General features: G+C 38.4%; 18 protein-coding genes. 10 read left to right on the forward strand and 8 right to left on the reverse strand.

Features of this window, described 5'->3' with window-relative positions:
* Positions 1–795, reverse strand: a complete 795-nt coding sequence (locus ACOKFD_RS17155) for a DUF2797 domain-containing protein (protein WP_422859028.1) — start codon at positions 793–795, stop codon at positions 1–3.
* A gap of 97 nt (positions 796–892) precedes the next feature.
* On the opposite strand from ACOKFD_RS17155, the gene ACOKFD_RS17160 reads away from it, so the two are divergent.
* Positions 893–2,401, forward strand: a complete 1,509-nt coding sequence (locus ACOKFD_RS17160) for a GH3 auxin-responsive promoter family protein (protein ID WP_422859029.1) — start codon at positions 893–895, stop codon at positions 2,399–2,401.
* Between the two features lie 70 nt (positions 2,402–2,471).
* Positions 2,472–3,014 (forward strand): hypothetical protein, encoded by a 543-nt coding sequence (locus ACOKFD_RS17165; protein WP_422859030.1) that lies wholly within the window; start codon positions 2,472–2,474, stop codon positions 3,012–3,014.
* Positions 3,015–3,019: 5 nt separating this feature from the next.
* Here the strand turns inward: ACOKFD_RS17165 and clpX are convergent, their stop codons facing one another.
* From clpX to ACOKFD_RS17200, 7 genes are all read right to left on the reverse strand, one after another.
* Positions 3,020–4,255, reverse strand: coding sequence for an ATP-dependent Clp protease ATP-binding subunit ClpX (clpX, locus tag ACOKFD_RS17170; protein WP_299000631.1), 1,236 nt, complete (start codon positions 4,253–4,255; stop codon positions 3,020–3,022).
* A gap of 88 nt (positions 4,256–4,343) precedes the next feature.
* Complete coding sequence (gene clpP, locus ACOKFD_RS17175) at positions 4,344–5,021, reverse strand: ATP-dependent Clp endopeptidase proteolytic subunit ClpP (RefSeq protein ID WP_422859031.1); 678 nt, start codon at positions 5,019–5,021, stop codon at positions 4,344–4,346.
* A 91-nt stretch (positions 5,022–5,112) separates the two neighbouring features.
* Positions 5,113–6,435 (reverse strand): trigger factor, encoded by a 1,323-nt coding sequence (gene tig, locus ACOKFD_RS17180; RefSeq protein ID WP_422859032.1) that lies wholly within the window; start codon positions 6,433–6,435, stop codon positions 5,113–5,115.
* Positions 6,436–6,528: 93 nt separating this feature from the next.
* Positions 6,529–6,882, reverse strand: a complete 354-nt coding sequence (locus tag ACOKFD_RS17185; protein ID WP_422859033.1) for a phage holin family protein — start codon at positions 6,880–6,882, stop codon at positions 6,529–6,531.
* Positions 6,883–6,950: 68 nt separating this feature from the next.
* The gene (locus ACOKFD_RS17190) at positions 6,951–8,558 is read right to left on the reverse strand and encodes an SGNH/GDSL hydrolase family protein (protein WP_422859034.1); all 1,608 of its coding nucleotides are present in this window, start codon (positions 8,556–8,558) and stop codon (positions 6,951–6,953) included.
* A 133-nt stretch (positions 8,559–8,691) separates the two neighbouring features.
* Positions 8,692–9,462, reverse strand: a complete 771-nt coding sequence (locus ACOKFD_RS17195; RefSeq protein WP_299000616.1) for an alpha/beta fold hydrolase — start codon at positions 9,460–9,462, stop codon at positions 8,692–8,694.
* Entirely contained in the window at positions 9,462–10,178 is a 717-nt protein-coding gene (locus ACOKFD_RS17200) for a pyridoxine 5'-phosphate synthase (protein WP_422859035.1), read from the reverse strand. Before ACOKFD_RS17200 ends, ACOKFD_RS17195 begins: the two co-directional genes overlap by 1 nt.
* Positions 10,179–10,263: 85 nt before the next feature.
* On the opposite strand from ACOKFD_RS17200, the gene ACOKFD_RS17205 reads away from it, so the two are divergent.
* The 8 genes from ACOKFD_RS17205 to murI all read left to right on the forward strand — a co-directional run bounded on the left by ACOKFD_RS17205 (position 10,264) and on the right by murI (position 18,333).
* Positions 10,264–10,920 (forward strand): CBS domain-containing protein, encoded by a 657-nt coding sequence (locus ACOKFD_RS17205; RefSeq protein ID WP_299000613.1) that lies wholly within the window; start codon positions 10,264–10,266, stop codon positions 10,918–10,920.
* A 1-nt stretch (position 10,921) separates the two neighbouring features.
* On the forward strand, positions 10,922–11,803 hold the full coding sequence (locus tag ACOKFD_RS17210) for an NAD kinase (RefSeq protein ID WP_422859036.1): 882 nt from the start codon (positions 10,922–10,924) through the stop codon (positions 11,801–11,803).
* Between the two features lie 134 nt (positions 11,804–11,937).
* Positions 11,938–12,597: a DUF6089 family protein gene (locus ACOKFD_RS17215; protein ID WP_422859037.1), complete on the forward strand. Its 660-nt coding sequence runs from the start codon at positions 11,938–11,940 to the stop codon at positions 12,595–12,597.
* Positions 12,598–13,338 carry an isoprenyl transferase gene (locus tag ACOKFD_RS17220; RefSeq protein WP_299000607.1) on the forward strand — a complete coding sequence of 247 codons (741 nt, stop codon included), beginning with the start codon at positions 12,598–12,600 and terminating at the stop codon, positions 13,336–13,338. It begins immediately after the preceding gene.
* Positions 13,310–15,979, forward strand: coding sequence for a BamA/OMP85 family outer membrane protein (locus ACOKFD_RS17225; RefSeq protein WP_422859038.1), 2,670 nt, complete (start codon positions 13,310–13,312; stop codon positions 15,977–15,979). The genes ACOKFD_RS17220 and ACOKFD_RS17225 overlap by 29 nt, the downstream gene beginning before the upstream one ends.
* A 98-nt stretch (positions 15,980–16,077) precedes the next feature.
* Positions 16,078–16,914, forward strand: a complete 837-nt coding sequence (locus ACOKFD_RS17230) for an OmpH family outer membrane protein (protein ID WP_422859039.1) — start codon at positions 16,078–16,080, stop codon at positions 16,912–16,914.
* A gap of 42 nt (positions 16,915–16,956) precedes the next feature.
* Entirely contained in the window at positions 16,957–17,466 is a 510-nt protein-coding gene (locus ACOKFD_RS17235; RefSeq protein ID WP_299000602.1) for an OmpH family outer membrane protein, read from the forward strand.
* A gap of 87 nt (positions 17,467–17,553) precedes the next feature.
* Complete coding sequence (gene murI, locus ACOKFD_RS17240) at positions 17,554–18,333, forward strand: glutamate racemase (RefSeq protein WP_422859040.1); 780 nt, start codon at positions 17,554–17,556, stop codon at positions 18,331–18,333.
* The last annotated feature ends 1 nt before the right edge of the window (position 18,334 follow it).

The raw sequence follows: 18,334 nt of genomic DNA on the forward strand, positions 1-18,334 counted from the left end.
TTAGTTAATGTCGATACCTACATAGTATCCTTCATGAGCCCGAACATTGAAGACGGTAGAATCTTCAAAAATCAGATATTGCCCCTTAATTCCTTTTAGTGTCCCAGAAAAGGATGGAATTTTTTCTAGGTTGACACTTTTTACTTTCTCAGGATATTGTAAAACGGGAAACTCCAAATGGGTTTCGCCATTTGATTCGATAAAATAATCTGCCACTTCCTCTGGAATGTACGACTTCAATTTTTGTCGCCATTCAATTAAATCAACATCCTCGAGGTCATTTTTCAGCATTTTCTGCCAGCTGGTCTTGTCGCTCACATGGGCTTTAAGCGCTACTTCTGTAATTCCTGCCAAATATCGATTGGGTGTTTCGACTATTTCAATGGCTTCATGAGCACCCTGATCTATCCATCGGGTTGGAACCTGACTTTTACGAGTAACGCCTACTTTTACATTGCTTGAATTGGCCAAATAGACAATATGTGGCTGCAGTTGCACGCGCTTCTCATAATCCAAATCTCGATCTTCTATGTTTAAGTGTGCTTTGCTGAGTTCGGGCTTCATTATCCAATCACCTGCCGCAGCAGATTCAAAGAAATATGATTTGCAAAATCCTTGGCGGTAGATGGGTTCGTTTTTGCCAGTGCCAAGGCATTGGTATTTGATGAACTCTATTTTGAGCTTTTGATTCAAGGCTTGGTTTATGTTGATAAAATCGTTCTCAAAAACCAAAAAGTATTGGATGGGACTTCCTAATTCAGTTCGCATTTTACGCAAAACACCTTCGTACAGCATAGAGAAATTTAATTGTTTTAGTTGATTTGATAATGAGATTAGGATACGCTATTTTAGCTATTGGACCTATAATCCATGTAGGTCAAATATACCTAAAATGCCAATACCATTATTCAATAGCATTGCTTCCTGGTTATTGAAAAAGCGCTATCATCAAATAGAACTTTTTTTAAAGTATCCTTTGGATGTGCAAAACGAAGTATTGCACCAGCTCATGGATTTTTCCAAGGATACGGTATTGGGTAAGCAATATGGGTTTTCAGGAGATTTGAAGTATGATGAGTTCAGGGAACGGGTGCCGTTGGTGAATTATGAAGATATTGCCCCGTTGATTGAAAGATCCCGAAGAGGAGAACAAAATCTATTTTGGCCCACACCCATTAAATGGTTTGCAAAAAGCAGTGGAACCACCAATGCAAAAAGCAAATTCATACCTGTAAGTTCCGAAGCGCTTGAGGATTGCCATTTTAAATCGAGTAAAGATTTGTTGTGCCTTTATTTGAATAACAATGAAAACTCCCAACTCTTTTTGGGAAAGAGTTTAAGACTGGGAGGGAGCAAAGAACTGTATGAGGACAATGGCACTTTTTTTGGCGATTTATCGGCAATTTTAATTGATAATATGCCTTTATGGGCGGAATACAGCAGTACTCCAAGCAGTAAAGTTTCCTTGATGGGTGAATGGGACACAAAGTTAGAGGCCATTATCAAGGAAAGCATAAACGAGAATGTTACCAGTTTGGCCGGAGTTCCTTCGTGGATGCTTGTTTTGTTGAATGATGTATTGGAACGTACCCAAAAAACACACCTATTTGAGGTTTGGGAGAATTTGGAAGTTTATTTTCATGGAGGGGTAAGTTTTACTCCGTATAAAGATCAGTTTAGAAAATTATTGCCGAGAAAAAGTTTTAACTATTACGAAACTTACAATGCGTCGGAGGGCTTTTTTGCCATACAGGACCGCAACAGCTCTGAAGATTTATTGCTAATGTTGGATTACGGCATATTTTACGAGTTTATCCCAGTAAATCATCCAGGTGAGGAGTATGCCATCCCTCTTTGGGAAGTTGAGGTAGGGGTAAATTATGCTGTGGTAATCACCACCAATGCGGGATTATGGCGTTATAAAATAGGAGATACCATTCGCTTTACTTCCAAAAACCCCTATAGAATTCGAATTACTGGGCGAACAAAGCATCATATCAATGTTTTTGGCGAGGAGCTCATCATTGAAAACGCGGAGGAAGCCTTAAAGCAAATATGTATTAAGACTGATGCGGAGATTATGGACTACACCGCTGCACCCATTTTTATGAATGGCTCGGAAAAGGGGGGGCATGAGTGGCTCATTGAGTTTAGAAAGGCTCCTTTGGATGTCGCCTATTTCACAGAATTTTTGGACAATGCTCTTAAGTCCCTGAACTCAGATTATGAGGCAAAACGCTACAATAACATGACTTTGACAATGCCCAAAGTACATTTGGCCCGTAAGAATTTATTTCACGATTGGCTTAAATCAAAAAACAAATTAGGAGGTCAACACAAGATTCCTAGACTTTCCAATGAACGTACTTACATCGAAGAATTACTTCAAATGAACAATTAATTGTGTTTTTTCCGTTGTTTATAGGGAACTTACCTAAGCTAATTTAATCAGGTAATCAAATAAACTAATAATGGCAGAAAAACTTGTTGTAATTTCTGATATGTGGGGGGTAAAGAAAGGGATGTGGATTACATCTTACTTTGGGTACCTCCAGCAATATTTTGATATTGTTTTCTATGATGCACAACAGCTTGGAAACTTGGATGTTACCGTTTCCACTGAAGAAAATATACACGAGGCTTTTGTAAATGGAGGTATTGATGCTGCTGTCGCCCATTTACTAAAAAAGGAAAAAGAGCCTAGTCATTATTTAGCTTTTAGCACTGGTGGAACCATTGCATGGAAAGCGGCACTTAAAGGTCTTCCCATGAAATCACTTACTACTGTTTCTTCCACACGCGTTCGCTATGAGGAAAAGAAACCAAACCTTCCCATGCGATTAATTTTTGGGGAGTGCGATGCCTTCAAACCTGGAATGAATTGGGCGAATCAGGTCAATGCAAAGTTGGAAATAGTTCCCGGATTTGGGCACAATCTTTATTCTGATGAAAAAATAATTTCAGATGTGAGCTTGGGTCTTTTGCAAAAGATAACCAGTTCAATAAGCAAATAGAATTCTTAAGAGACAGCCTTTAATTTCTTTATTGTCTCATGCGAAAGTTTTTCTTCAGCATATGCTTTGGAAACCTTGAATTCATTTTCTTCGCTACTAGGCAAAGTGAACATAGCGTCTGTAAACACAGCTTCACAAAGTGAACGCAATCCTCTTGCTCCCAATTTATACTCCACGGCTTTCTCCACAATGTAGTTTAATGCTTGTTCTGTAATGCTGAAGGTAATATTGTCCATAGCAAACAACTTTTCGTATTGTTTGATGATGGCATTCTTAGGTTCGGTAAGAATGGCACGCAAAGTTTTGGCGTCCAAAGGATTCATATGGGTCAAGACTGGAAGTCTACCAATGATTTCCGGAATCAATCCAAACTCTTTTAAATCCTTTGGGATTATATATTGAAGAATGTTCTTGCTGTCAAGGCTATCTTCTGCCTTAGATGCACTATACCCAACAGCTTGCATGTTTAAGCGTTTGTTGATGATTCGTTCAATACCATCAAAAGCACCACCGGCTACGAATAGAATGTTTTCAGTATTGACCTCGATGAACTTTTGGTCCGGATGTTTTCTTCCACCTTTTGGTGGAACATTGACAACGGTACCTTCTAAAAGCTTGAGCAAACCTTGCTGTACGCCTTCACCTGAAACGTCTCGTGTAATGGAGGGATTATCACTTTTACGTGCTATTTTATCAATCTCGTCAATGAAAACGATACCTCTTTCAGCTTTTTCCAAATTGTAATCTGCAGCCTGTAATAATCGGGTCAAGATACTTTCCACATCTTCACCCACGTAACCAGCTTCAGTAAGTACGGTGGCATCCACAATAGCTAACGGAACATTGAGCATTCTTGCAATGGTCTTGGCAATAAGGGTTTTCCCAGTTCCTGTTTGTCCAACCATTACAATGTTACTCTTCTGGATTTCTACATCGTCATCATTGCCTTTGGGTTGTAATAATCTTTTGTAGTGATTGTATACCGCTACGGACATCACCTTTTTGGTGCGTTCTTGTCCAATAACGAAAGTGTCCAGAAAATCCTTGATTTCCATAGGCTTCTTCAGAATCAATTCTGAAGAAAGATCCTGGTTGTTGGATTGTTTGGATTCTTCTGCAACAATACTATGGGCTTGTTCAATACACCTGTCGCAAATATGGGCATCCAAACCAGCAATCAAGAGATTGGTCTCTGGTTTTTTTCTCCCACAAAAAGAACATTCTAAATTTTCTTTTGCCATATAACCTTGAGGTTCAACACACAATAACGCAAAAAAAGGTGAAAATAATACGTTTTTACGTTGTTTTTAGCTTTTAATTGGTAAAGATCTATTTTTCTCTGGCCAAAACTTCATCAATCATACCGTATTTTTTGGCTTCTTCTGCTTTCATCCAAAAGTCTCGGTCGCTGTCTTCATAGACTTTATCAAAAGTCTGCCCAGAATGGTTTGCGATGATTTGATAGAGTTCATCCTTTATTTTAAGTACCTCTTTTGCGGCAATTTCAATATCACTGGCCTGTCCTTGGGCTCCTGAAAGCGGCTGATGAATCATCACTCTTGAGTGGGTAAGCCCGCTTCGTTTTCCTTTTTCTCCTGCGCATAAAATGATGGCTGCCATAGAGGCGGCAATTCCTGTGCAGATTGTGGCCACATCCGGTTTAATGAACTGCATGGTATCATAAATTCCAAGACCGGCATAGACGCTTCCACCTGGTGAGTTTATATAGATTTGAATATCTTTTGAAGCATCGGCACTTTCAAGAAACAATAATTGAGCTTGAACAATATTGGCCACTTGGTCGTTGATGCCTGTTCCCATAAAGATGATTCTGTCCATCATCAATCGAGAGAAAACATCCATCGCAATAGCGTTCAATTGTCTTTCCTCAATAATATTAGGTGTCATATTCACGGGATACATGCTACTAATGATTTTGTCATAGTACATGCTATTTACTCCGTAGTGTTTGGTGGCGTATTTCTGAAATTCATTAGCGTAATCCATAGAATATCGTTCAATTTAGCTTTAAAAAAAAGGTGCCGAAAAGGTCAACTTTCGGCACCATAAAGATACTTAAATTTCCTTTAGTTGAAGTTTAGCCGTAAACCTCTTTTACAAAGTTGTCATAAGAAACTTCCTTTACCTTCAAATTGGCCTTTTCTTTGAACAACTCCAGAAGTTTTTGACTCATCATTTGCTCCGAAAGTCGTTTTACTTCGTCTTGATTGCCCAAGACTCGATTAGCCACATTTTCAAGCTCTTCTTCTTTTGGGTCTAAATGCCCATATTGAGCCATTTGAGATTTAATGAACCCTTTAGCAAATTCCTTTAGTTCATCGAATTGAACCTGAAGGTCATTCTCCTTAATGATTTTACCTTCAATCAATTGGTATCTTAATCCTTTTTCAGACTTCTCGTACTCTTCCTTGGCTTGGTCATCTGTTAATGAATTTTCACCACTTACCTGAATCCATTTGGTCAAAAATTCTGCAGGAAGTTCAAATTTGGTGTCTTCAATAAGTTTTTCAGTTACATCATTTAAAAGCTTCTGGTCCGCTTGTTGTTCAAATTGCTTTTCAGAATCCTCTTTGATTTTTTCCTTTAACTCCTTTTCAGATGTAACATTGTCCTTTCCAAAAAGCTTATCAAAAAGCTCTTGATTCAATTCTGCAGGTTGTCTCTCATTGATTTCCTCAACGGTAAAACTTACATCAATATTGAGTTTTTCCGCCTTTTCCCTATCAATGCCCAAAGCGCTGGACAACAAATAATCTTCCTTGAACAACCCTTTGGTGCTCAAAGTGATGGTTTCTCCAGTCTTTTTTCCAACTAAGGCGTTAGTTGCTTTCTTGCTTTTTATCTTGTCAAGCTCAATGGTGGTTTTGTTTTCAATTTCTTCTTCTTCATTTTTGAAAACCCCGGTTACTTCATCTTTGGCTCCTATTTCGGTTTTGGAAACCAATTTCCCATATTGCTTTTGAATGCGCTCTACTTGCTCGTCAATCATTTTTTTATCAGCAACAATCTTGTATTGGGTGATAGCTTTCTTGCTTTTCAATTTAACATCGAAATCGGGAGCAAGCCCTAATTCAAATTCAAAATCCAATACTTCACTGTCCCAATCAAAATTATCCATTTGCTTTGGTAGTGGATTTCCCAAAACATCCAACTTTTCTTCAGTAAGATATTTATTAAGGTTGTCTTGTAACAATTTATTGACTTCATCAACCAAAACCGCTTTCCCATATTGCTTTTTAATTAAACCAATAGGAACTTGGCCTTTTCTAAACCCAGGAATATTAGCTTGTTTCCTGTAGTCTTTTAGGATGTTGTTTACCTTTTCTTGGTAATCTTCCTTGCTAATGGCAACTTTTACAACTGCATTAAGCTCATCAATCTGCTGTTTTATAATATTCATCTGCTACCTAAATAATTTCTGTTGAAAAATGGGTGGCAAAAGTACGGTATTTTCCGTATCACAACAACTTTTTAAGTTATTGAACACCAAAGTCTATGATTTCTTTTTATCGTCCTTTAGGAGGGAATGTAGAATGGATTGAAGGATAGACAGTAAAATACTGAATATTATGGCCCACAATACCCCATTGACTTGGAATCCGGAGATGAAATTCGCTGCAATTAGGATGATTATTGCGTTGATAATCAATAAAAATAGCCCCAAGGTTATAATGGTTATGGGTAATGTGAGAATGACCAGAAGTGGTTTTACCAAAAAGTTGAGTATACCTAATACTAACGCAACTATCAATGCAGTTACAAATGAATCAACACCAACACCGGGTAGGGCATAGGCAAGTATTATGACGGCCAAGGCATTGAGCAGTAGTCTGAGAATAAGGTTCATAACGATGAATTTGGTTAATAAAAAAGCACCACATTATGTGGTGCTTTTAATATAAGTCTTTTTTGTATTTAGTCGATATACAATCCGGTAAAATCCAAAGGATTTACACCTGGAAGATTGGAACCGTAAGTTTCGTTTATCGCTTCAATAAAGGCATTGGCCAAAATAGCATATCCTCTTGGTGCTGGATGAACTCCATCTAGAGAGAAAGCACCACCAGTAGCAAATGTTGAGGTTACCACACTACCATCTGCTTGAGGTAGCCCATTGGCATTGAGGTTGGCCAATATGGCATTGGCATCAACAAAAGCCAACCCAAATTGATTCGCAAGCGTCTCTATGGTTTGGTTATATGCTGCTAAAGCGTTTGCCACAACTTCCTGCTCTTCAGGAGTCAATACCCATTGGTCTTCCAAAGGAAAAGTGATTCCATTCACTGCCAGTTGGCCTGCGGTTTCAGGAGGTAGCATAAAAGTACCAGTGAGCAACGCAAAAGCCTCTTCATTAAGCTCACCAATTTCAGTGCGACTGGTCAATACCAATAAATCGTCTTCGTTTGCGGGTCTTGCTTGGCCATACAAGAAACCTGTAAGTTGGGCAGTTCCAGCATCCACACCGTTCATCATTAAGGCACCGGTTATCTGTGCCGATAAATCCGTTAAATCTTCATCTTTTATAATCACGGGACTGGCTTCTGTTTCAGAAAAAACAAATTGTCTTTCTGGTACATCTAAAGCTTGGAAAACGAGGTTCAATCCTGCAAATTGAGCATTCAAAGCTGGAATTTGTGGACCAAAAGTTTCGCTTGTTGGGTCTAACGGAGCAAAAGGGACTGTGGTGAAAAATGGAATATCCGTCACGTCTGGTAGATTTGCAATAACCCCACCAGCTCCATTTGCCGTCATGGTTTGTAGAATTCCTCCAATAGCATTGCCTAAAAGCCCCGGGTCTGTTATGTCATTTCGGTTATATTCCATAGCGTTGTCGTTACCAGTACGGTCAACTCCAGTACCTCCACTGGTCGCATATAATAATATGTCATTGGAACCGGCCCATAGAGAAAAGAATGTAGCGCCCTGTGCTGCAGCATCTCCAAGTACCGAAGCACTTTCAGATGAAGAAAAACGCACAAAGTAAGGATTGGCAGTGCCCGCTGCAAGTCCAGCAACACTTCCATAGCCCTCTGCCAACAATTCATAGCTCTTTGCTCCTGGAATACCCATATTGTTGAAGGTTCCAGATAATTTTTGAGTGATTTCAGTTGTTCCTTGCCCTGGAACTCTAGTTGGAGTAGGACCGTCAGGAGTAAAGGCCAAGAAAAGACGATTTGCTATATCTGGATTTCCATCCATATCTAAATCAGTGAAGCCATTTATGGTAGCACCACCCAAGTTATCCGCCATAAATGGAATATTAAAAGTGCCACCACCAGCCAAAGCAAAATTTGAAGCTAACATATTGGGTAAAGAGGCTTCTTGCCCAGCAATGAAAAGTGCGTTATCCGAAAATCCTGCGGTAAGGGAATTCCCTATAGAAACATAATTTGAAAAATCAGCCGTTCCTGATGTAAATACAATAGGGTCCGGGTCGGGAGTAGTGGTTTGAGCATCATCATCATCCGAGCATGCTATCAACAATAACCCTAACAAGGGGAATAGGGCATAGAATTTTTTCATAAGTAATTTAATTAGAGTTAGTTTAAGTTAACCTTACAGTTAAATCAGAATTAACCAAATCTATATGAAATTTGTTATACAGACAATTAAATGGGCAAAAAAATTATGCATGCATAATAAAAAGGGGTGAATTTTAAGAATTCAGAAAGTTTGCCGCCTTTTCAAAAAATTGCTTAGGATTCTCTGCATGAAGCCAATGTCCTGCTTTGTCAATTGTTTTAATATCTGCCTGGGGAAAGTGTTTCTGTATTTCTGAATAATCATTGGGCAAGATATATTCAGACCGGTCACCTCTTAAAAACAATGTGGGCCCTTCAAAAGTAGAAGTGGCAGGTATGCTTTCACCTATTTCTTCCATTCTGTCCTTGAGAATGTCTAGATTAAAACGAAGACCGAGTTTGCCTTGTTCTACCCAATATAGATTTTTCAATAAAAACTGACGTATTCCAAAATCCGAAAGATGTTGGGATAAGACTTCATCTGCTTGTTTTCTGCTTTCAATACTACTGAAATCCAAATTAGACAAGGCATCAATAATGTATTGGTGATGCGGTGGATAATATTTTGGAGAAATATCGGCTACAACCAATTTAGCAACTTGGGTTGGATGGGAAATAGAGAATTGCATGGCGGTTTTTCCTCCCATGGAATGACCAATTATATTAGCTTTGGAAACTTGGTAATGTTCTATATAGTTCGACAGGTCATCACTCAAGATTTCATAGTCGAACTCATTAGAGTGGAAACTCTTTCCATGGTTTCTTTGATCTATAAGGTGAACCTGGAAACCATCTTTGGCAAATTGATTGCCCAAAGTTTTCCAGTTATCCGACATACCTAAAAAGCCATGAAGAATCAAAAGAGGTTTTCCTTCTCCTAAAATCCTAGAGTGAAGTAATTCCATTATTTCAATCGATTTAGATACATATTGACCACATTTTCAAGCCCTAGATAGAGGGATTCGCAAATAAGTGCATGTCCAATGGATACCTCAAGAAGGTTGGGGACGTTCTCTTTGAAAAATTTAATATTATCCAAACTTAAATCATGCCCTGCATTTAATCCCAAACCAGATTTTTGTGCTGCAAAGGCAGCATTCGTGAATGGTTTTACCGCCTCTTCTTTTTTACCCATAACGAACTTTTGGGCATAGCTTTCAGTGTATAATTCAATTCGGTCGGTTCCAGTTTTAGCCGCTCCTTCTACCATTTCTATAATAGGGTCTACAAAAATAGAGGTCCGAATACCCTCGTTTTTAAAGGTTTTGATGACATCGACCAGAAAATCCTTATGTTTCAAAGTGTCCCATCCGGCATTGGAAGTGATGGCATCCTCCGCATCTGGAACCAGGGTTACCTGTGTTGGCCTCACTTTTAGGACCAAATCAATAAACTTAGGAATAGGATTGCCTTCAATGTTGTACTCTGTGGTAACAACTTGTTTTAAATCAAGGGCATCTTGATATTTTATATGACGTTCATCCGGTCTCGGATGTACTGTAATGCCTTGCGCACCAAAGGATTCAATATCTTGGGCGGACTTTAATAAATCCGGAACATTTCCCCCTCTGGAGTTTCTTAATGTGGCTAGTTTGTTAATATTGACACTTAGCTTTGTCATGTATTCATATTTAAGGAATCAAAATTAAACAATAGGCATGCCTTTTGCTATTTAAAATTAGTATTTTGCGCTTAAGAGTTTTGCTATGCAAATTCAAGATAAAATCATATCATCAATTCCTGTTTTTGAGGTTTCGGAAACCTTAAAAGATGTAATACTGTTCTTTGAGGAATCTGCGTTTTCACATGTTGCAGTTACCGAAAATGGCGAATATCTAGGTGTTCTATCAGAAAATGACCTTCCGTGTTTTGAGCCTGATGAGACCATAGGTAAGTTTAGGTTTGAAATGGAGCGGTTTCATGTAAAAAAAGAAACTATGTGGATGGATGTTTTGGAGACATTTTCCAGAAATGAAGCCAATGTAATCCCTGTTATTGATGATAATGAAATGGTTGCTGGATATTATAACCTTGAAGAAGTTGTAGACTACTTCATTGATACTCCATTTTTTAGAGAGGCTGGTAGTATCTTGGTAGTTTCAATAGGAAGTAAAGATTATTCTTTTAGTGAAATTGCCCAAATTGTGGAAAGTAACAATGCTAGGCTGTTGGGGGCATTTATTTCTGAATCCTTGAACGATATCCTTTATATTACCCTAAAAATTGCTTCAGAAAACTTGAATGAGGTGGCACAGACCTTTAGAAGGTATAATTATACTATCGAGTTTGGGAATAGTGATGATAAGTTCATTGAAGACCTGAAAGAACGTTCTGATTACCTAGAAAAATATCTCAATATATAATATGAAGGTTGCCATCTATGGCCAAAATATTGTGGAGCAGGACAGAATCTTCGTTCTGGAACTTCTAGCTGAACTTAAATCCGTTGGGGCTAAGACCTATATTGAATCAGGTTTCCAAAGGATGCTAGAGAGTTTAGGAGTTGCCACCGATCAAGAAGAATTCACCCAGTCTTCAGGTCTTGACAATACTTTTGATCTATTTGTCAGCTTTGGAGGCGACGGTACCATGCTCCGGGCCGTTACCTATATTAAGGACTTAGGTATACCAATTGTTGGTGTAAATACGGGCAGGTTGGGTTTTTTATCCACGTTTAAAAAAGAAGATGTTCGCAAAGTAGTAACTGAATTTATGTCGGGAGCATACACGATAGAAGGACGTTCTTTGGTAGAGGTCTCATTAAGTTCCGAACAAAAGGAATTCAACGGATTGAACTTCGCTTTGAATGAGATTACTGTTAGCCGAAAGGATACAACTTCCATGATTACCGTGGAAACCTATTTGAATGATGAGTATTTGACTTCATATTGGGCAGATGGGCTTATAGTATCAACACCGACTGGTTCAACAGGATATTCTTTGAGCTGCGGTGGACCTGTTATTGCACCATCCACTAAGTCTCTAGTGCTTACACCTATTGCGCCACATAATTTAAATGCAAGACCTTTTGTGATTTCTGATGATACGGAGATACGCTTAAAGGTGTCCGGTAGGGAAGAGAATCATTTGATTTCGCTGGATTCCCGAATTGAGAGCATTCCCAACGGGCAAGAAATTAGAATAAAAAAGTCTGACTTTACTATTAACATGATTGAATATAAATCTGAAAGCTTTTTAAAAACACTTCGCAATAAACTTCTTTGGGGCGAGGACAAACGCAATTGATGTATTTTGAAACAATAAAAACAGCTAAAAACTGTTTAACAAAGGAGAACATATTAACCCAGATTTATATAGACTTTCCTTTACTTCTTTTAGGTTAACATTATATATGGTATGCGAATAGTTTTTGCTGTTTTTTGTGTGCAGTGCTTGGAGCGAATGCCCAAACCTATGAAGTGGGGCTCTTTGCTGGTGGCGCAAATGTTATTGGTGATGTAGGTAGAACCAATTATATATTGCCATCCGGGCCAGCTTTTGGAGGTCTTTTTAAGTGGAACAAAAGTAAAAGATATGCATGGCGCGCCAGTGTAATCTATGGAAGTTTTACAGCTGATGACACAAAGTCCTCCAAATCTTCACGTGAGCAAAGAGGTTTTGTAATCGATAACTCGGTCCTGGAAGGCTCTGTAGGGCTTGAATTTAACTTTGTGGAATACAATCTTCATAAGCTCGGGCCAGCCTTTACCCCCTATCTCTACACGGGTTTAACCTATTTTAGGTATGATTTTAATTATTTTGATGCACAACAAGTGCAGGATATTAACCAAAAAGAAGGTAGTTTTGCAATTCCAATGACGGTAGGGGCCAAGTATCGTTTGAATCAGTTTCTTATTCTTGGGGCTGAGATTGGGGCAAGATATACCTTTACGGATAATCTAGATGGGAGTAATCCCGAAGGTTCCAATTTTGAGCAATTTAGATTCGGAAACATTCTAAGTGATGACTGGTACGTTTTCTCTGGTATAACTTTAACCTATACCTTTGGACGTAAACCTTGCCAGGATTGCTTTGAGTAAATGCTAACACTAGAGGACGTTAACAAGAATAGATTGCCAAAACACGTTGCCATCATTATGGACGGTAACGGAAGATGGGCAAAACAGCGTGGAAGACTGAGGGTTTTCGGCCATGAAAATGGCGTTGATGCTGTTAGGAACACAGTAGAGTCCTGTGCAAAGCTTGGAATAGACTTTCTTACCCTTTATGCATTTTCAACAGAAAATTGGAATCGACCAAAGTTGGAAGTGGAAACCTTAATGAAGCTTTTGGTTTCATCACTCCGTAAAGAATTAGATACCCTGAATAAGAACAATATCCGATTAAGGGCTATTGGAAATATAAATACTTTACCATCCAAAGCACAAAAAGAACTATCAGAAGTAATTGCGAAAACTGAAAAAAATTCGGGAATGACCTTGACCTTGGCATTGAGCTATGGTTCTAGAGAGGAGCTGAAGACCGCAATAAAAGAGATAAGTTCCAAAGTTAAAAATAATATAATTTCACTTGAAAATATTGACGAAACCGTTATAAATACTCATCTTTACACGCACTTCATGCCAGATGTAGACTTGCTTATTCGCACCAGTGGAGAGTGCAGAATAAGCAATTTTTTACTTTGGCAGATAGCATATGCCGAATTATATTTTATTGACGTATTTTGGCCTGATTTTAGTGAGCATCATTTGGTAGAAGCAATATTAAGTTACCAAAATAGAGAAAGACGATTTGGAAAGACTAGCGAACAACTCAGTTAAAGGGACCACCAAAACTTTACAACCTTACCTAACATTACTCCTTCTTCTCCTTTACTTCAGCCCGAGCTTAGCCCAGGACACTTCCTTTGAAAATGGCAAGACTTACATTTTAGGGGGTTTGTCGGTAACGGGGCTGCAAAGTTACAATGAGCAGACCGTAAAAACGTACACAGGCCTTCGTGTGGGTCAACGTATTACCGTACCTGGAGATGAAATCAGTGCTGTAATTAAGAAATTATGGAGCCTGGAGCTGTTCAGTGATGTTAGTATGTACTACACCAAAATAGAAGATGATAAGATTTTCTTGGAGCTTAACATTTTGGAAAGACCAACCTTATCAAAAGTGACCATTTTTGGGGTTAAAAAACGAAAAGTTGATGATATTATTAACGACACTGACCTTAAAAAAGGAAAGAAGATAACCGAAAGTTTGATAGCCAACACCAAAAACTATCTTCAAAATAAATATAAGAAGCAAGGTTATTTAAATGCAAAAGTAAACATTGCAACCGCTAAAGATACTTCCGATACCAATTCGCAAAGTATGGTTATCAATGTGAACAAAGGGGATAAGGTAAAAATTAGGAGTATTGTTTTTGAAGGAAATGAAAAGTTATCTAAAAAACGCCTTCAAAAGGCTTTAAAAAATACAAAGAAGAAAAAGCTATATCGTTTCTGGAAAAAATCAAAATATATAGAAGCTGATTTTGAAGAAGACCTTACCAGCCTGGTTGATGCTTATGCAGAAAGAGGTTATCGTGATGCCCGAGTCCTATCAGATACCTTTATTAAGGTAAATGAAAACAACATTGATTTAAAAATAAAGGTAGAAGAAGGGAACAAGTACTATTTTGGAGATATCAATTTTGTAGGTAATTCTGTTTATACAGATAGACAGTTGAGCCAGGTTTTGGGTATTCGGAAAGGAGAAACATATAATGGGGTTTTACTCAAAAAAAGAATTGCTGATGATACCAAACCAGATGCAGTTGATTTAACCAACCTTTATCAGAATAATGGCTATCTCTTTTCCAGCATAAATCCAGTGGAGGTTTCAGCGGTCAATGACACCATAGATTTTGAAATTCGAATCATTGAAGGTAAAGAAACCTTCCTAAATCATGTTACGGTAGTAGGCAACGACAAAACCAACGACCACGTGATTTTCAGGGAACTTCGCACAAGACCAGGTCAAAAGTATAGCAAAGACAATATTGTAAGAAGTATTCGAGAACTTGGACAACTTGGTTTTTTCGATGCGGAACAAATTGCACCAGACATACAGAACCCCGACCCGAATGCAGGAACAGTGGATATCAAGTATAGTTTGGTTGAATCCGGTTCAAGTCAAATAGAACTACAAGGAGGATTTGGTGGTGGAGGATTTATTGGAACGCTTGGACTTTCCTTCAATAACTTCTCGTTGAGTAATATATTTAACGGAAAAGCCTATAAGCCAGTTCCTATGGGAGATGGACAAACATTTGCCTTGCGATTGCAGGCAAGTAGGTCTTTTAGGGTATACAGTTTAAATTTTGCAGAACCTTGGCTTGGAGGTAAAAAGCCAGTACGTTTTAACTTATCATTATCCAGAACTCAACAATTCGCCACAAACTTTGACAATAGAGGTAGAATAGATGTAGATAGAGACAGAGGGTTTGCAATTACTGGTGTTTCTCTCGGATTGGCAAAAAGGGTTCAATGGCCAGACGACTTTTTTACAGTTTCCCATGCCTTGAGCTATCAGTTGTACGATTTCAATGATTTCAACAACGGACTTTTCAATTTTGGAAATGGTAGTTCCAATTCTTTGAATTATACGTTTGGAATTTCAAGAAGTTCTCAAGGTCCAAGTAGAATTTTCCCTTTGACTGGTTCCAACTTTGAGTTTACCGCCAAATTTACCCCTCCATATTCTTTGTTTTCAGGGAAAGATTTTAAAGGGATACGATCAAGGATAGACGAAATAACCCAAGATCTTTTTGATATAGGGCCAAACCCGGGGTCAGTTGAAGAACAACTAGAGTTTGAAGAGTTAAGTGACGAATTGGAAAGATTGGAAGAGGAACGCTTTAAGCTTTTGGAGTTTTACAAAATAAAATTTAGAGGAGATTGGTATACTCAGTTAGTTGATAAGTTGGTATTGAGAACCAATGCCGAATTTGGTTTCTTAGGAAGTTACAACAATGATATAGGAGATGTTCCATTTGAACGTTTTTTCGTAGGAGGAGATGGTCTAGGAAACTTTACTCTTGATGGTAGGGAGATTGTTCAGCTTAGAGGATATGAGAACAGTTCCTTGACACCTTTCATAATAAACCCAATTACTGGGAGACAAGAGCAGGATGGGGGAACCATCTATAATAAATTCTCTTTGGAACTACGTTATCCGTTAACTCTAAAGCCAGCAGCTTCAATCTATGCACTTTCGTTTTTAGAAGCTGGTAATGCCTTCAACAATTTTAGTGAATTTAATCCGTTTGAATTAAAAAGATCTGCCGGAGTGGGGCTTCGTATTTTTATGCCGGCATTTGGTCTATTGGGAATTGACTTTGGTTATGGCTTCGATACAGATGCCAGACCAGGTTCAGTAGGACCCAGTGGCTGGCAAACACACTTCATTATCGGGCAGCAGTTTTAATCATGTGGAAATACGAGCAATATCAAACATCTAAACACTTCATTTTGAGGAGTTTTGGTTTTTTGGCACGATATTTTCTATTAAAAAGCGGAACAAGAATGAACAACAAAGTTCTTTTAACATTATTGACTTTAATGGTTTCTGCCCAAATGTTTTCTCAGAGGGGAGTAAGGATAGGATATGTTGATATGGAGTATATCCTTGAAAATGTGGAAGAATATAGGGAAGCTAGCACTCAGTTAGAAGCAAAGGCGCAAAAATGGAAGCAGGAAATAGAGCTGAAACGTAGCGTTGTAGAACAAATGAAGAAAGATTTAATGGCTGAAAAAGTTCTTTTAACGGATGAGTTAATTGTCGAGCGGGAAGAGGAAATTCAGGTGCTTGAATCGGAAATGATAGAATATCAACAGGATCGTTTTGGCCCTCAAGGAGATTTGGTTTTACAGAAAAGATTATTGATTCAGCCCATTCAAGACCAAGTTTTCAGCGAAGTACAAAAAATAGGAGGTAATAAAAGATACGATTTTATTTTCGATAAATCGGCAGATGTCGTAATGTTGTACTCCGAAAAAAGACATGACATTAGTGACTTGGTCCTTAGGGAAATAGCTCGCACAAGAAAAGTGAGCAAATCCAATAAAAAGCAACAAGAAAAAAGCAGACTGGACAAGTTCAAGGATGAAGAAGCAGAAGCTGATAAAGAAATAAGTGAGGCTCTAAAACAAAGGCAAGAAAACGCAGCAAAGTCTAGAGATGAAAAGGCAAAGGCTGCTGATGACAGAAGAGCAGAGCAATTGCGATTAAGAGAAGAACGCAAAAAAGCATACGAAGCAAGAAGAAAAAAGTTGTTGGATGAACGCGAGGCCAGAAGGAAAGCTAAATTGGAAGAACGTAAAAAAGCCCAAGAGCAACCGAAAGACTCCATCCAGCAGTAAAATAAAAACACTAAAATTAACATTCAAATAGTAACTCAGATTATGAAAAATGTAAAGAAGATGGCTGTAGCCCTGGTTTTGTTTGTAGCGGCTACAGGTTTTATTAACGCTCAAAGCAATACAGCCCACATCAATGTGCAGCAATTATTGTCTGAAATGCCGGAGATGAAAGCGGCTCAAGCAGAGCTTAAAAAACTTCAAGAAACGTATAGGGCAGATATAGAAAGTTCAATGACAGAACTTAAAAATAAGTACACCCAGTATTCCAACGAGGCTACTTCAAAGTCTAAAGAGGAAAACGAGAAAAGAGCACAAGAGCTTCAGGGGTTTGAGAAAAACATTCAAGAAGCCGAACAGGCCGCGGTTCAAGAAATGCAAAAAAAGCAACAAGAATTGTTTGCACCCATTTCGGATAAGGCCAAAAGTGCCATTGAAAAAGTAGCTGCCGCAGAAGGTATCGATTATGTAATGGATGCAAGTCCTGGACTTGGTCTCATTGTAGCCAAAGGAAAGGATTTATTGCCTGCTGTTAAAAGAGAGTTAGGCTTCTAAAAATCTTTACTTTAAACAAAACAAAAAACCGTACTTCTTTTTTGAACGTACGGTTTTTTGTTTTCCACAATCTAGCTACTTTTAAAAATGCGTAAACCCATAGGGATTTTTGATTCTGGTGTAGGAGGTACTTCCATTTGGAAGGAAATCCGAAAAAAACTCCCATTTGAGGATACCCTATATTTAGCGGATAGTAAGAATGCGCCGTATGGCACCAAATCAGAGACTGAAATTCTGGAGCTAAGTAAAAAGAACACAGACTTTTTGCTTTCAAAACATTGCAAACTTATAGTAGTTGCTTGTAATACTGCCACCACTAATGCCATTAGTTACCTGCGAAAAAACTATCCTATTCCTTTTATAGGAATAGAACCGGCCATTAAACCGGCCGCATTGCATACTAAAACCAAAAAGGTTGGGGTATTGGCAACAAAAGGTACTTTGTCCAGTAATCTGTTTCATAGTACTTCAAGGCTTTACGCCGAAGGAATTACGGTTATTGAACAAGAGGGTAAAGGTTTGGTAGAGTTAATTGAAGCAGGCAAGGAAAATGACAAAGAAACAGAAGCATTGCTGAGGTCCTATTTAGAGCCTATGACACAGGCTCAAATGGATTGTCTTGTTCTTGGCTGTACCCATTATCCCTATCTCATACCCTTGTTAAAGAAAATACTACCAAAGCATGTTCAAATTATAGATTCCGGTGAAGCCGTCGCGAGGCAAACGGAAGCCATACTTGAGCAGGAAAGTCTTTTGACAATGTCAACCAAAAAAGGAAAATCTACTTTTTATTCCAATATTGAAACCGAAGTACTTCAAAGCTTTGTAAACGATTACGATGCTTTAGTCGAATACAAGGATTTCTAGA

The sequence above is a fragment of the Flagellimonas ulvae genome, assembly GCF_049333175.1.
Lineage (GTDB): Bacteria > Bacteroidota > Bacteroidia > Flavobacteriales > Flavobacteriaceae > Flagellimonas.

What these genes read in the sequence shown, in the direction of transcription:
- ACOKFD_RS17155 (WP_422859028.1), bottom strand. Translation starts at nt 795, where the DNA reads ATGCTGTACGAAGGTGTTTTGCGTAAAATGCGAACTGAATTAGGAAGT.
- ACOKFD_RS17160 (WP_422859029.1), top strand. Translation starts at nt 893, where the DNA reads ATGCCAATACCATTATTCAATAGCATTGCTTCCTGGTTATTGAAAAAG.
- ACOKFD_RS17165 (WP_422859030.1), top strand. Translation starts at nt 2,472, where the DNA reads ATGGCAGAAAAACTTGTTGTAATTTCTGATATGTGGGGGGTAAAGAAA.
- clpX (WP_299000631.1), bottom strand. Translation starts at nt 4,255, where the DNA reads ATGGCAAAAGAAAATTTAGAATGTTCTTTTTGTGGGAGAAAAAAACCA.
- clpP (WP_422859031.1), bottom strand. Translation starts at nt 5,021, where the DNA reads ATGGATTACGCTAATGAATTTCAGAAATACGCCACCAAACACTACGGA.
- tig (WP_422859032.1), bottom strand. Translation starts at nt 6,435, where the DNA reads ATGAATATTATAAAACAGCAGATTGATGAGCTTAATGCAGTTGTAAAA.
- ACOKFD_RS17185 (WP_422859033.1), bottom strand. Translation starts at nt 6,882, where the DNA reads ATGAACCTTATTCTCAGACTACTGCTCAATGCCTTGGCCGTCATAATA.
- ACOKFD_RS17190 (WP_422859034.1), bottom strand. Translation starts at nt 8,558, where the DNA reads ATGAAAAAATTCTATGCCCTATTCCCCTTGTTAGGGTTATTGTTGATA.
- ACOKFD_RS17195 (WP_299000616.1), bottom strand. Translation starts at nt 9,462, where the DNA reads ATGGAATTACTTCACTCTAGGATTTTAGGAGAAGGAAAACCTCTTTTG.
- ACOKFD_RS17200 (WP_422859035.1), bottom strand. Translation starts at nt 10,178, where the DNA reads ATGACAAAGCTAAGTGTCAATATTAACAAACTAGCCACATTAAGAAAC.
- ACOKFD_RS17205 (WP_299000613.1), top strand. Translation starts at nt 10,264, where the DNA reads ATGCAAATTCAAGATAAAATCATATCATCAATTCCTGTTTTTGAGGTT.
- ACOKFD_RS17210 (WP_422859036.1), top strand. Translation starts at nt 10,922, where the DNA reads ATGAAGGTTGCCATCTATGGCCAAAATATTGTGGAGCAGGACAGAATC.
- ACOKFD_RS17220 (WP_299000607.1), top strand. Translation starts at nt 12,598, where the DNA reads ATGCTAACACTAGAGGACGTTAACAAGAATAGATTGCCAAAACACGTT.
- ACOKFD_RS17230 (WP_422859039.1), top strand. Translation starts at nt 16,078, where the DNA reads ATGAACAACAAAGTTCTTTTAACATTATTGACTTTAATGGTTTCTGCC.
- ACOKFD_RS17235 (WP_299000602.1), top strand. Translation starts at nt 16,957, where the DNA reads ATGAAAAATGTAAAGAAGATGGCTGTAGCCCTGGTTTTGTTTGTAGCG.
- murI (WP_422859040.1), top strand. Translation starts at nt 17,554, where the DNA reads ATGCGTAAACCCATAGGGATTTTTGATTCTGGTGTAGGAGGTACTTCC.